The following is a 13,631-nucleotide window of genomic DNA, read 5'->3' as shown; positions in this document are numbered from 1 at the left end:
GCCCAGTTCTTTGCCTACAGCGAACGGTAACGCACTCCGGCAGACAGCCGTCCACCACCGGGGTACCGTGAAGGTTGATCAACAGTCACACCGACGATCGGCGGGATCATGACCTCCAACCCACTTAATCCGTCCAACGGCGACGACACCCCCAAGGACCCGTTGACAGAGATGCTGCAAAACTTGATGGGCGGCAAGGGGATGGAGAATTTCGACCCTGCCGAGCTCGCAAAGGCTGCCGGCCTTCCCGACGACCCCAACCTCCTGGCCCAGATGTTCTCCCAGGTCCAGGCCATGATGAGCGCGCCGTCCGAGGGCCCGGTGAACTGGAAGCTGGCCCACGAGAATGCGCGGCGGGTCGCGGCGGGCAGCGCGGATCCATCGGTCACCTCACAGCAGTCCCGCGAAGTGGACGAGGCCCTGCGGCTCGCCGAACTGTGGCTGGACCCCGTCACGGATCTTCCCGCCACGGGCCTGATCGGCCGGGCGTGGTCCCGGGCGGAGTGGGTGGAGGCAACCCTTGGCACCTGGAAGAGGCTGACCGAGCCGGTCGCCAACAGCATCGCCAATGCGCTCTCCTCCGCAATGACCGAGCAGATGCCGGAGGAGATGAAGTCCATGATGGGCGGAGCCTCGTCCATGCTCCAAAACATGGGCGGCGCCATTTTCGGGATGCAGCTGGGGCAGGCCATCGGCGCCCTCTCCACGGATGTGGTCAGCTCCACCGACATCGGAGTGCCCCTCGCGGATCTTGAGATGGCCCTGCTGCCCCTCAACGTCGCCGCTTTTGGAGAAGGGCTCTCCCTGCCCGAGAACGACATCCGGCTTTTCCTCGCTGTTCGGGAAGCTGCCCACGCCCGGCTCTTTGTCCAGGTTCCATGGCTGCGGGGCCACCTGCTTGGCGCCATCGAGGCCTACGCACGGGGCATCCATATCGATACCTCCCGCATTGAGGAACTGGCGCGGGATCTTGATCCCGGCAATCCCGAGGGCATCCAGGAAGCCCTGTCGCAGGGCGTATTTATGCCTCAGCGGACGCCCGCCCAGGACCAGGCGCTCGAGAAACTGGAAACGGCGCTCGCCCTGGTGGAGGGGTGGGTGGATGAACTCACTGCTGCGGCCACGGAAAAGGTCCTTCCGTCAGCGGGCGCTCTTCGCGAAACCGTTCGCCGCCGCCGCGCCACCGGCGGCCCGGCGGAGCACGCCTTCGCTTCGCTGGTTGGTTTGGAGTTGCGCCCCCGCCGGCTGCGGGATGCTGCCACACTGTGGGCCACGCTGAAAGAAGAACGCGGCATTGAAGGCCGTGACGCAATCTGGCACCACCCCGACCTGCTGCCCACCGCAGAGGACCTGGACGATCCCCGCGGGTTCAGCGGACGCCGGAAACTGGCGGAAGCCAGCGACACCGAGGTGGACGACGCCCTGCAGAAGTTGCTGAGCGGCGGGTTTGACGACTCCCCCTCCCCCTCCAGCGGAAACGAAGACGCTGACGGCGGACAGGACGGGAAGCGGGCCGAGGATCCGGATGCTGATGGGCAGGACGGCGGGCCTAAAAGCTAAGCCGGCCTAGTCGGCGTCGTCCGTCCAGCGGTCCCCGCCGGGGCGGACGGCACCGGTTCCGTCCCCCGTTTCGCTGTCCGGAAGGCCGCGGGCCATGGCGAAGGAAACCCCTTCCAGGAATGCCTTCGCCCGCGCGGTCTCCGGGTAGGCCGCCAGCAGCTTCCAGAACGCCGCATTGTGGCTGGCCACCAGGAGGTGGGCGAGTTCATGGAGCAGTACATAATCGATGACCCACTGGGGCATGGGGCGGAGCTTGTCCGAGAGACGGATAGTGCCGTCCGCCGGGGTGGCCGAACCCCACCGTGAGTTCTGGTTGCTGACCCAGCGAACCGACGCCGGCACGGCCTTTCCGCTGAGGTACCGTTCGGAGAGCCGGACCGCATGGGCAGCCAGGGCGGCGTCCGAGGCAGGGCGCTTCCGGCCGGAAGCCGAGCGCCGTTCCCCCTGCCGGTGCAGCTTGGCCAGCATCCGCTGGACCCATTCCTTTTCCTGGGCTGCTGTGAACCGCGCCGGGATGGCTACCACGGCGGTCCCGTTCTCCCAGAAGGCGGCGACAGTCCGGGTCCGGCGGGCGGAGCGCCGCACCTCGACCGGGGCGCCGCCCTCGGTGGTGATCACAGTGAGGTGCTTTCCACCAGGACCCGCAGAACGTCTTCGCCGTAGCGTTCCAGCTTCGACGGTCCCACTCCGGCAAGCGCCGCAAGTTCTTCCAGGGAGGCCGGCCGGGCTTCGGCAATGGCCGTGAGCGTTGCGTCGGTGAACACCACGAAGGCGGGAACGTCGGCGGCGAGGGCCACTTCGCGCCGCCAGGTCCGCAGGGCGTCAAAGGTTTGTTCCTCGTAGCTCGGCGGGCAGGCGTTGCACCGCCCCACCTTGCGTTCCGCACCGGTGGCCAGCATGCTGCCGCAGACCCTGCAGACAGCCGGCGCGGCTGCCTTGCGGCGGGGCGCGGGCCCCTTGCCCCTGATATTTGAGCCGGCAACGGAATCCGGGCGCAGGCCGTCAAGGAACCTGGATGGTTTGCGGTTGGCCCGGCCGCCGGGAGTCCTGGCCGTGGACCAGGACAGTGAGAGGTGTTCGCGGGCGCGGGTGATCCCCACGTAGAGGAGCCGCCGCTCCTCGTCCACGGATTCCGGCGAGTCGGCAAAGGAAATGGGCATCAAGCCTTCGCTGAGTCCCACCAGGAACACCGCGTCCCATTCCAGGCCCTTGGCCGCGTGCAGCGAGGCGAGGGTGACGCCCTGCACTGTGGGTGCATGCTGGGCCAGCGAACGCTCCTGGAGTTCGTTCACAAAGTCGGCCAACCCAAACTCCGGTCCACGGGTCTGGACGAGTTCGTCCGCGAGGGCCACGAGCGCCGCGAGGGACTCCCAGCGTTCACGGAGCGCACCGCCGTTGTGGGGTGCTGCCTCGGTATAGCCGAGGGAAGCGACGATGTCCCGGACCAACTGGCCCAGCGGTTCCGGCGACTCCGCCGAGACAGCCCGGGTGGCTGCCCGCAGCTGGAGGATGGCATCGCGTACTTCCTTTCGGGCAAAGAAGCGCTCGCCGCCACGCAGCTGGTAGCCGATGCCGGCGGCAGCAAGAGCCTGTTCATAGGCCTCGGACTGCCCGTTGGTGCGGAACAGGACAGCCACCTCGCTGGCCGGAGTCCCGGCGTCGAGCAATGCCTTGATCTTTTGCGCCACTGTGGCGGCTTCCGCTTCATCGTCCGAGCACTCGGTGAACTGGGGGGCGGGCCCGGCCGGCCGCTGGGCCACGAGCTGGAGCGGAGCGGCCCAGGCGGCGTCAGCGGCGGCTCCGCTGCTCCGCCTGCCGGCGAGGAGATCGTTGGCGAGCTTTACCACCTGGGGCGTGGAGCGGTAGTCCCTGACCAGTTTCACCACGTTGGCTTGCGGATAGCGGGCCTTGAATTCCAGGAGGTGCTTCGGGGAGGCCCCGGTGAACGAATAGATGGTCTGGCTGGCATCCCCCACGACGCACAGTTCGTCCCTGCCTCCCAGCCATAGTTCAAGGAGCCTTTGCTGCAGCGGGGAAACGTCCTGGTACTCGTCCACCACAAAGTGCCGGTACTGCTCACGGACGGTGGCGGCAACCTTTTCGTCCTCCTGCAGGATGCCCACCGTGATCAGGAGGACGTCCTCGAAGTCGATGACATTGCGGTCCGTCTTAACATCCTCGTAGGACTGGAAGACCCGGGCGACGGCGGTGAGGTCGAAACCACCCGGGGCTCCGCGGTCCTGGGCGTTTTCCAGGTAGTTGGCGGGCGTCAGCATGGACACTTTGGCCCACTCAATTTCCGAAGCAAGGTCGCGGATCGAGGCCCTGTCCGTGCTCAATCGCAGCCGGCGGGCTGCCTCGGCGAGCATCTGGGCCTTGTGGTCCAGCAGGTTGGGCAGGGTCCCGCCGACAGCCTGCGGCCAGAAAAACTGCAGCTGGCGCAGTGCTGCTGCATGGAAGGTCCGGGCCTGGACGTTGCCTGCGCCCAGGTCCCGCAGCCGGCTGCGCATCTCCGCGGCCGCGCGGGCAGTGAAGGTCACGGCCAGGAGCCGCTGGGGGGTGTAAACACCTGAGTGCACGCCGTAGGCGATGCGGTGGGTGATGGCCCGCGTCTTTCCCGTGCCGGCGCCGGCGAGAACGCACAACGGGCCGTTCAGCGTGCTGGCAACCTCGCGCTGCTCGGCGTCCAGGCCGCCCAGGATCCGGTCCTCCAGGGACGCTGCGCCGTCAAAATTTTCTGTAGTCACTTTGCTGCTTTTTCGTCTCGACTACCGCGTGCTGGAGTCTGGTGGATAAGTAGGGCTTCAGGCGCCAACCCGGTCCTGAATACGTCCGCCGTACCAGTGCTCTATCAGGGAGCGGGCAATCGACAGCCGGCTGGAGATGGTGATCTCGCCGCTGAGCACAGCTTCCTGGAGTTCCTCCCGGCTGAACCAGCGCGCCCTGGTGACCTCCACGCCGTCGGGTGTTGCCTCGGCGTCTTCGGTGACGGCGGTAAATCCAAGCATAAGGGAGGCAGGGAAGGGCCAGGACTGCGAGCCAAGGTACTGGCAGGCAGCAACCCTCACTCCAACTTCCTCGTGGATTTCCCGTACCACTGCCTGCTCCAGGGATTCCCCCGGTTCCACGAACCCCGCCAGGGTTGAGTAGTTCCTGGCATCACGGGCCCCGCCGCCGCCCAGGAGGAGGCGGCCGTCCGGGCCCACGACGGTAACGATGATGGCGGGATCGGTCCGCGGGTAGTGTTCGGACGAATCAGCCGGGCAGCGCCGCACCCATCCCCCGGCTTCCACTTCCGTGGGAGAACCGCAGCGCGGACAATGCGTGTGCGTGGCATGCCAGTTGGCAATGGCACTGGCTTCAACAAAAAGGGCTGTATGTGTTGGACTGAGCCCGGCGGCAACGTCCCGGAATCCTGCCCATGAAGCATCCGAGGGAATCCCGGCAGTTCCAGGCTCCACCGCCTCCGCCAGGACGAAAAGCAACAATTGGGTACCCGGCGCAAGGTCCGAATCGGGCAGGGCGGAACCAAGGTAAACCGTTAGCTGCGGCGCCGTACCTGCTGCGGCCAGTTCCTTAAGGAGTGGCCGGGCCGCCGACATGAACAGCCCGCCGGCATGGATCAGCCCCTGCCTGCCGGAGAGGACAACCGCCACGGTGTCTGGTGTGGCGAGGAGTTCCTCCACCATTCCCGGTTGTGCCCGGGCGACGGATCCGCGGTCCACCAGCGCGGGGGGCACCGGGAGTACCGTGTCCATGAGGTGGTTCGCCGGCAGCCGGGCCGCCTTGCCCAGGTGGACTGGTGTTGCAGACTCCGTATGGCTCATGTGTCCACCGTACTGACTGGGACCGACAATTGATATTTGGGGGCCACGCCCCCGTGGCCGTGCTCCCCTGCCTACCCTGATTTGGACTATATCTGAAGACTCGCCGTCCTTGGACCGGTGTCTTGGACTGCACGCAATCTACCGTGGAACGGTGAGAAGAAAACCGATTGAACTGGCAGCCGTTGCAACCGCGGCAGTCCCCGGACTGACCCCGACGGCCGTTAGCTCTGCCCCGGATGACCCTGCGGACTTCGACTCCGCCCTGCTGCTCGATTCCGAGGGCAAGCGGTGGCGCGTGCGCTCACCGCGGCACGCCGAGGCAAGCGCCCGGCTTGAGACGGAATTCCTCGTGCTGCGTGCCTTCGCCCCGGCCATCAGGGCCGAACTGCCCTTCCTGATGCCCACCGTTGCCGGCAGCGTGCGCCTGGGTACCTTAAGCACGTTTGTCTACTCCCATCTGGCCGGCAGCACGCGCAGCGTCGAGGAACTGACCGCAGGCCCGGATGCCCTCGCCCGGGAGATCGGCGTCGCCCTTGCCGCCATCCACGACTTGCCCCATTCGCTGGTCAGCAATGCCGACCTGCCCAGCTACACCCCCAACGAGTTCCGGCAGCGGCGGCTGAATGAACTTGACCAGGCTGCCACCACGGGAAAAATCCCGCCCGCCCTGCTGCTCCGCTGGGAGCATGCCATGGAAGACGTATCCCTGTGGCGCTTCAACCCGAGCGTAGTGCACGGCGACCTTCACGAGGACAACCTCCTGCTGGAAGGCCAGCGCGTGACGGCGGTCACCGGCTGGACCGACTTGAGGATCGGCGATCCCGCCGACGACTTCGCCTGGCTTGTTGCCTCCAACGAGCAGGACTTCGTGGACGCGGTATTGGGCGCCTACACGGCCAGCCGCAGGGACACCCCGGACAACCACCTCCTGCGCCGGGCAGCACTTTCCGCCGAATTCGCCCTGGCCCAGTACCTGGTGAAGGGGATCGCCTCGGATGACCCGGGCATGATTTCAGAAGCAGAAGAGATGCTCGGAACCCTTGCCCGGGACATCGAGGAGCACGGCGGGCAGCCGATCAGCGTGGAGCCGCAGCCGGCGGCGGGCGCTCCGGCGACCGGTTTGTCCGCTGCCGGTGGCACGGGTGCCCACGCAGCCACCGGGAAGGTGTCAGCGGTCGTGGCGGCCGACGCCGGTCCTTCAGGTTCGGGGCCGGCCGTTACGGTAGTCCCGCTGCCGGTTCCGGCCCCGGTCCAGCCGGCGGTCCACGTCACTCCCATCCCGGTGGAGCCCCCGGCTGAGGCTGGCGTAAAGGACCCTGCGGGGGACAGTGGGCAGGCAGTGGACCGTGGAACGGCGGTGGACAGTGGGCCGGCCAAGGCGGAGGAGAAGAAGGAACTGGACGACACGTCCACGGCCGCCATCTCCATCGTGGACGTCACGAAGAACTGAGGGCAGCCGCCACAATCTCCTCCAGCTCGCCGGCTGTACCGAGGTCGTGGGGACGCACAACCTCGTTGTCCCCGACGTAGAAAAAGGCCGCCCGCACTTCCTCGAGAGGTACCTCCTTCAGCCGCGCCCAGGCAAGGCGGTACACGGCAAGCTGCACGGATTTGGTCCTGAGCTGGGCCGCGGACGGCCGCCGTCCGGTCTTCCAGTCCACCAGGTCCCACCGGCCGTCGGCGTCCCGGAAGACCGCGTCAATGCGCCCACGCACCACGACGTCGCCCACGCGGGTCTCTACCGGAACCTCCACGAACGCCGGCGACCGTTCGGCCCAGGGAGACGCCTTGAAAGTTGCCACCATGGCGTCGAGGTCGTAAGCAGCATCAATGTGGTCATCCGAGCCCGGAGCTTCACCGAGGTCGAGCATGCCGGCGGCACCGAAGTACTCCTCCACCCATTCGTGAAACGCGGTTCCCTTCCGGGCTGACATGCCCGGTTCCCGTGGCACGGGCCTGCGGAGCCTGCCAAGCACCGCGGCGGGGTCCTCCCGCAGTTCCACCAGGGTGGACGCGGAGATGTGGCCGGGCAGGTGCACTTCCCGGCCGGCGCTCCTCCTGGTGCGCCGTTCCAGCAGCAGCGCCGCTTCCCGGGCCCATCCCCGTGCCACCCCGGTCAGTTCCCTGCCCGGCCCAGCCTGCCCTGGAGGGGCTTCCGGTGGATGCAGGACCGGAGCGGCGTCCCTGTCCTGGTTTCCCAGGGCTGCAAGAACCCGGGCAGCGGCTGTTTCCATTGCCTGCCGCCGTCCGCCCGAAAGGCGCAGGCGGTTCCCGGTGCGCGGATCCACGGGCCCCTCAAGCGGGTCGTACGGCCAGTTGGCAACTTCTGCTTCAAGGGTGAGCGGGCTCTTTTCGGGTAGAGCGGCTTCCTCCAGTGACCCCGGGTGGACTCTAGCAGCCGGCCGCTGCCCGCCCTCGGACACCCTGGTGAGTGCCTCCAGCCCGGAAAGGAACGGTGACATCTCGGCACGCCCTGCCCGGGATCCCACCCACGCAGGACTGGACGCCCAGAGGACGTGCTTGGCCCTGGTGTAGGCCACGTAGGCGAGGCGGCGTTCCTCGGACTCCCCGTGGGCCTGGACGGCCGACTTGAAGTCCTTTTCGGCGTCCAGCCAGCCCTTCTGGTCCGGCTGGTCGAGGTCCCACTGGGGAAGGTCGGCACGGTCGCCCCGGAGCGGCCAGGGCAGGGCGGCCGAGCCGCTGCTCCACCGGGAGTCCCTGTCGCTGGGGAAGGCCCCCGCATTGAGCCCGGGGACAAAAACCACATCCCATTCCAGGCCCTTCGACGCATGGACTGTCAGCAGTTGCACAGCCTCCCGGTTCACGTCACTGGCCGGCGCTTCCAACCCGTTTTCCTCAGCGGCGGCGGCTTCCAACCAGGACAGGAACGCAAGGATGTCCACACGCTGGGAGGTGCGCAGGAACCCCGCGGCGGCGTCCTGGAAGGCGTCAAGGTTGCGGCGGGCCTGGTGGATGCTGATGCCTGGCCGCGCGGCCACTTCAATATCCAGCAGCATGGCCCGCTCAACCTCGCCCAGCAAGGTGGTGAGGTCATCCCCGAGGTAGCTCCGGAGTTGACGCAGTTCAGAGGACAGCCGGGCAAGCCGGCTGCGGGCACCGGGGGTGAGCGCCCTGCCGTTGGCGGACGTCCAGCCCTCCCGGGGCAGCCAGTCCAGGGCTTCCACCAGGCTGGCACCGTCAGTCAGGTCGCTCTCAAGGACCGTTTCACTGATGTCGTCGTCCGGTTGCCCGTCAACGGACCGTTCGGCGACGTGTCCCCGCCGGCGCGCCAGCTGGCTGGACCAGTCGCGCAGCGCCATCAGGTCGGCCGGCCCGATGCGCCAGCGGGCACCCGCGAGGAGGCGCATCAGCGAGTCGGAGCGTCCTGGGTCGGCAAGCACACGCAGCGTCGCCACGAGGTCCACGATCTCGGGGGTATCCAGGAGCCCGCCAAGTCCGACGATCTCATACGGGATTCCCCTGGCTTCAAACTGGCGCCGGATGGTCTCCATCTGCGCGCGGCGGCGGCAGAGGACGGCAAGGGCAGGCGGTACAGGCGTCCCGTCGGGTTTAAGCTCAAAGTCCGTCACCCGGTACTTCAGAACGTCCTCTGCGATTGCGCACGCTTCATCGACATCTGTCCCGAACCGCCCCAGCACCACCGTTCCCTCAACTGCGCCCGGGCTGGGCTGCAACGGAGGCACGTCCGCTGGTGCCGCCCCTCCCCCGCCGGCCGGTCCCCGCTGGGCTGCTGCCTTGCCCAGGGACTCGGACATAACGTTGGCTGCCGAGAGGATGGACCGGCCGTTCCGCCAGGCCGATGTCAGGTAGGACGTGGGGGCAGGAGCCCATTGTCCGTCCCCGGCGGGACCAGTGGTCACGGGGAATTCCCGGACAAAGTGGAAAAGCTGCCCGGCCGAGGCGCCGCGGAAACCGTAGATCGACTGGTTGGGGTCACCCACTGCGGTCACCGCATGCCCGCCCCCGAAGAGCCTCGAGAACAGCACCAGCTGGGCATAGGAGGTGTCCTGGAATTCGTCGAGCAGCACCACTTTGTACCGCTGCCGTTCCATGTGTGCGGCCAACGGAACTTCCTGCGCCACCTTGGCGGCGAGCGCCACAAGGTCGCCGAAGTCAAGGGCACCCCGCGCCCGCTTCCCTGCCGCGTACCGGCCAACCATGTCCGCCACGCTGGCCCTTGTCCGCAGCATCGCAGCAAGCTCGGCCGCCGCCTGGGGCGGGTTTTTCTTTTTGCCCGCCTGGTACGGCAGCGATTCGAATTCGGACAGCCGTGCCATCAGCCAGGCTTCCACGTCCTCGGGCTCCTGGAGGTGCTCGGCGCATTCCCCGGCCAGCTGGATGACCGCCTTCACCAGGGTGGACTTTGCAGAACGGAAGTGTGCGTACTCGCCGTCGTAGGCCTCCACCACTTCACTGGCCAGCTGCCACGCCTGCGCTCCGCCGAGGAGGACCACGTCCCGCTCCACGCCCAGCCGCAGTCCATAGTCGGACACGATGCCGCTGGCAAAGGAGTGGTAGGTGGATACCTTGGGCTCGAGGGAATCGCTGCTGACCAGCTGTGCCGGGAACAGCCGGTGCGCAGTGTCCTGGCTGGCCAGCCGTTGCAGGGCGGCCAGCTTCGCCCGGATCCGGGACGCGAGCTCACCGGCGGCCTTGCGGGTGAAGGTCACCCCGAGGACTTCCTCCGGCCGGACCCAGCCGTTGGCCACCAGCCAGACGACGCGGTCGGCCATGGTGGCAGTCTTGCCCGATCCGGCGCCTGCGATGACCAGCCGCGGAGTCAGCGGCGAACTGATGATTTCCGACTGCTCCCGCGTGGGCACGTTCTTTTCGCCCAGCAGCAGGGAGAGCTCTTCCGGCGTGAACCGGGCTTCAGGGACGTTGGGTGCGGCCACGGCTGCTTCCACGCTCATTCGGTGACCTGCCTTCCCCGTACGCACAACGGACACACTTCCGGGAGCCGGCAGCCGTGTCCGCCGTGGCTTCCCTTCGCTGGATCGTGCCGTGCCAGGAATTCGCTGCCGGCCATCACAGTGGCGGCCTCCTTCACCATGTCCAAAGCCCAGTTCTCCTGGGGGTCAAGCGGATCCTGCTGCTGGATGCCTGGATTTTTTGTTCCCGTTCCAAGTTGCGCAAGTACTGCACCGCCGGGAACTGCAGCGGTGCTCCCGCCGGGACTTTCGCTGAAGCCCCCGGCGAGCACTGCGGCCTGGTAGGCCCCGAGCTGCGGATGCGTGGAGAGTTCCGCTTTACCCGGCTGGCGTTTTCCTGTCTTGAGATCCACGATGACCAGCCTGCCCTCGCTGTCGATTTCCAGGCGGTCCACCTGGCCGCGGAGGACTGCCGCGCGGGCCGTGCCGTCGTCCACAGCCACGTCCGGAAGCGCCACCTCGAAGTCCTGCTCGACCCCCAGCAGGCTCCGGCCTTCGCTCCTCATAACCAGCACATACTGGGCTAGCTTGCGGACCATGGCCTCCGCACGCTGGAAATCCAGTCTTCCCTCCCAGTTGTCCTTCATCCCCAGCGCGGGCCACCGGCGCACCAGTTCCGCGATGTACTCCGCTCCGGACGCATCCGGCAGTTCCTGTGCGATGGCGTGGACCAGCGTGCCCAGGCTCCTCGCGAAATCGGTGGCCGCTTCGCCGCCTGCTGCCTGCACGAACCAGTCGAGCGGCGACTTCTGGACCGTCTCAACTTTCGACGGCGACACAAACACTGTTCCGCCGGGGGGAACCACGGGATCGGACGAGGTCAGCTGTGGCAGCCCCCACCAGCTTCCGGGATGCGCGCCGGCCACGGGCGGCTCGGCAGCCGCGAGCCGGGCGAGAACCCTGACCGCTTCCTCCGCCTCAGCCGCATGCTTTCCGTCGAGCTGCGAATACTGCCGCAGTTCGGCAACCAGCGCACGCAGGGTCATGGGGCGCTCCACCGGGGTGAATTCCCGGCCCGCCTGGTCCGGGCTGGGGGGTGAGACGTAATCCAGGAAGGAGGACGGCTGATCGTCCTCTGAGGAGACGGCAGTGCAGATCAGGAGCTCCTGCGCCCTTGACACCGCCGTGGAGAAGCTCCGCAGTTCGTCATACCGGATGTCCCGCAATCGGCTCAGCGGATCCCGCTGCAGGGCGTAAGGTGCTCCGTGCTCAACTGCGTCGGCGTAGAGGGTGCTGCCCAGGAGTTCACCGCGTAGCCGTGTGTTCGGCCATACGCCTTCCTGGAGCCCGGCCACCAGGACCACAGGCCATTCCCGCCCTGCTGCGCTGGCGGGAGTCATCAGTTCCACGGCGTCGTCCAACTGGGCGCGGGCGGCCAGCGTGTCCATGGGGAGCTCCTGGTTCAGCAGGTACTCAAGGAACTGCTCCGGACCGGCACCGGGCATCTGGTCTACGTACCGTTCGGCAGTGTGGAAAAGCGCCATCATGGCGTCAAGGTCGCGGTCCGCCCGGGCACCGTGCGGCCCGCCGGACAAAGCCGTCTCCGTCCAGGCAGCGGAAAGACCGGTGGAATTCCAAAGGGCCCACAGCACGGACTCGGCGTTGGCACCCGGCTCGAAGGCAGCTTTGCGTCCTGCCTGGATCATGCCTGCCGTGCGCCGCGCCGCACGGCCTTCCATGCCGAGGGAGGACAGTGCCCCGGGTTCGAGCAGGGCTTCGACGAGCAAGGCATCACTGGTGCGGCCTCCGCCGCCCAGGAGTTCTTCGCGCCGCAGCGACTGCCGCAGCCGGCGCAGCTCGATGGACGTGGCACCGCCGATGCGGGAGGTCAAAAGGGATACAGCTGTTTCAGGTGTCAGCAGGGTGGGGTCAAGGGCGACGGCAAATGCGTCGAGCAGGGGCCGTACCGCCACTTCGTCCCGGACAGCCGACTCGGCCACAGGCACGCGAACCGGGACCCCCTGGCCGGACAGGTAACGCTGCAGCTCGCTGACCTGCCCGCCATTACGCACAATCACCGCGATGTCGGCCAGGTCCCGCCCGTGGTTGATGTGCTGGTCCAGGATGCGCTGGGCCACATACCGGAGTTCATGCACTGCTGACGGCACGAGATGGGCTTCCACAACTCCCTGCGCCCGGTCCCCCGCCGGCTGCTCGAGTTGCCTTGCCAACTGCCCGCCGGCACGCTGCGAAATACGTGCGGCAACCCCCAACCACGCGTCTGCCAGCGCCTGGGTGTGCCGGTGTGCGTACCGCAGGGGCCGCTCCAGGGCGGGGGCGTGCGGCGACAGCAGGCGCGGCAGTTCGGCCACCAGATCCGGGCGGGCTCCCCGGAAGCCCTGGACGACGGTGTCCGGGGAGAAGGCAATGAAGCAGTCCATCCCGCGGGCGATATCCGCCAGAAGCTCAAAGACGGCAGGGTTTGCCTCCTGCACGTCATCAACGACAATCACCTGCAGGCGCTCGCGTTCGGCAGCCAGAAATTCCGGGACGTCCTGGAAGATCTGGCGTGCCGCGGTGATGATCCCAGCGGGATCAAAGGCCTCTGGCATTCTGAGGTCCAGGACGTCACGGTACTCCGCGTACAACCCGGCGGCGGCAACCCAGTCAGGCCGGTCGCACTGGCGGCCCAGATGGGCGAGGTCCGCGGCGGTCAGGCCGGACTCGATAACGCGGTCGAACAGCTGCCGTACTTCCTGCCGGAAGCCGCGCGTCTCCAGGGCTCCCGCAAGATCGTCAGGCCACGGCAGCTCCAGCCCTGGCAGGCGGTGGCCTTCGAGGAGTTCCTTGATGATGAGGTCCTGCTCCGGACCGGACAGCAGGCGCGGTGGCCTTGAGAGGGGCAGCACTCCTTCGGCCTTGGCGCGCCGAAGGACATCAAAGGCGTAGGACGCCCAGGTGCGGGCCGGCGTCGTGCTGAGGCTTCTGTCCAGCCTGGCCGTGAAACGGTCGCGGAGGGAATCGGCGGCGAGCCTGGCCGGGGCCAGGATAAGCATCCGCTCGGGGTCAACCCCGTCCCGCAGCACCCGCGTGACGGCGGCTTCGATCAGGACAGTGGATTTGCCCGTGCCCGGTGCCCCCGGTACCAGGACAGGACCGGATCCTTGTGCCACGTCCACAACTGCCTGCTGATCGGAGGTCAGCGACGGGGCTTCGGCGTTGAGCCGCCGCGGCGGCAGCAGTTTGAGGCCCGGAGAACCGGTCTGGCCAGGGCGCCCGGTCCCGCCGTCGTCCAATGCGCCGGCTGCTGTATCGAATTCGGCTTCAAAACCGGCTGCTGGTACGTGCCGGT

The 13,631-nt window shown here is 67.4% G+C and carries 7 protein-coding genes; 2 read left to right on the top strand and 5 right to left on the bottom strand.

Features of this window, described 5'->3' with window-relative positions; genetic code table 11:
* Positions 1–108 precede the first annotated feature (108 nt).
* A complete protein-coding gene (locus G6R19_RS03280; protein ID WP_163162241.1) occupies positions 109–1,560 on the top strand; it encodes a zinc-dependent metalloprotease in 1,452 nt (483 codons plus the stop codon).
* A gap of 6 nt (positions 1,561–1,566) precedes the next feature.
* On the opposite strand, the gene G6R19_RS03275 is transcribed toward G6R19_RS03280, so the two are convergent.
* The 3 genes from G6R19_RS03275 to nudC are packed head-to-tail and all read right to left on the bottom strand — an operon-like array spanning position 1,567 to position 5,387.
* Positions 1,567–2,178, bottom strand: coding sequence for a M48 family metallopeptidase (locus G6R19_RS03275; RefSeq protein WP_163162239.1), 612 nt, complete (start codon positions 2,176–2,178; stop codon positions 1,567–1,569).
* Complete coding sequence (locus tag G6R19_RS03270) at positions 2,175–4,307, bottom strand: ATP-dependent DNA helicase UvrD2 (protein WP_163162237.1); 2,133 nt, start codon at positions 4,305–4,307, stop codon at positions 2,175–2,177. Before G6R19_RS03270 ends, G6R19_RS03275 begins: the two co-directional genes overlap by 4 nt.
* A gap of 57 nt (positions 4,308–4,364) precedes the next feature.
* The gene (gene nudC, locus G6R19_RS03265) at positions 4,365–5,387 is read right to left on the bottom strand and encodes an NAD(+) diphosphatase (protein ID WP_163162235.1); all 1,023 of its coding nucleotides are present in this window, start codon (positions 5,385–5,387) and stop codon (positions 4,365–4,367) included.
* Positions 5,388–5,538: 151 nt separating this feature from the next.
* Here nudC and G6R19_RS03260 point away from each other — a divergent pair, with 151 nt between their 5' ends.
* On the top strand, positions 5,539–6,837 hold the full coding sequence (locus tag G6R19_RS03260) for a macrolide 2'-phosphotransferase (protein ID WP_163162233.1): 1,299 nt from the start codon (positions 5,539–5,541) through the stop codon (positions 6,835–6,837).
* On the opposite strand, the gene G6R19_RS03255 is transcribed toward G6R19_RS03260, so the two are convergent.
* Both G6R19_RS03255 and G6R19_RS03250 read right to left on the bottom strand, forming a co-directional pair.
* Positions 6,824–10,321 carry an ATP-dependent DNA helicase gene (locus tag G6R19_RS03255; protein ID WP_163162231.1) on the bottom strand — a complete coding sequence of 1,166 codons (3,498 nt, stop codon included), beginning with the start codon at positions 10,319–10,321 and terminating at the stop codon, positions 6,824–6,826. The two genes, G6R19_RS03260 and G6R19_RS03255, sit on opposite strands and share 14 nt — an antisense overlap.
* A complete protein-coding gene (locus G6R19_RS03250) occupies positions 10,318–13,575 on the bottom strand; it encodes an ATP-dependent DNA helicase (RefSeq protein ID WP_240341757.1) in 3,258 nt (1,085 codons plus the stop codon). Before G6R19_RS03250 ends, G6R19_RS03255 begins: the two co-directional genes overlap by 4 nt.
* Positions 13,576–13,631 lie beyond the last annotated feature (56 nt).

Source organism: Arthrobacter sp. Alg241-R88 (assembly GCF_900537115.1).
Classification (GTDB): Bacteria; Actinomycetota; Actinomycetes; order Actinomycetales; family Micrococcaceae; genus Arthrobacter.
The sequence above is the reverse complement of the archived record's forward strand: the minus strand, read 5'-3'. Positions and strand labels throughout refer to the sequence as shown.

Excerpts from the sequence above, each read along its gene's own strand:
- nudC (WP_163162235.1), bottom strand. The coding sequence starts at position 5,387 with ATGAGCCATACGGAGTCTGCAACACCAGTCCACCTGGGCAAGGCGGCC.
- G6R19_RS03255 (WP_163162231.1), bottom strand. The coding sequence starts at position 10,321 with ATGAGCGTGGAAGCAGCCGTGGCCGCACCCAACGTCCCTGAAGCCCGG.
- G6R19_RS03280 (WP_163162241.1), top strand. The coding sequence starts at position 109 with ATGACCTCCAACCCACTTAATCCGTCCAACGGCGACGACACCCCCAAG.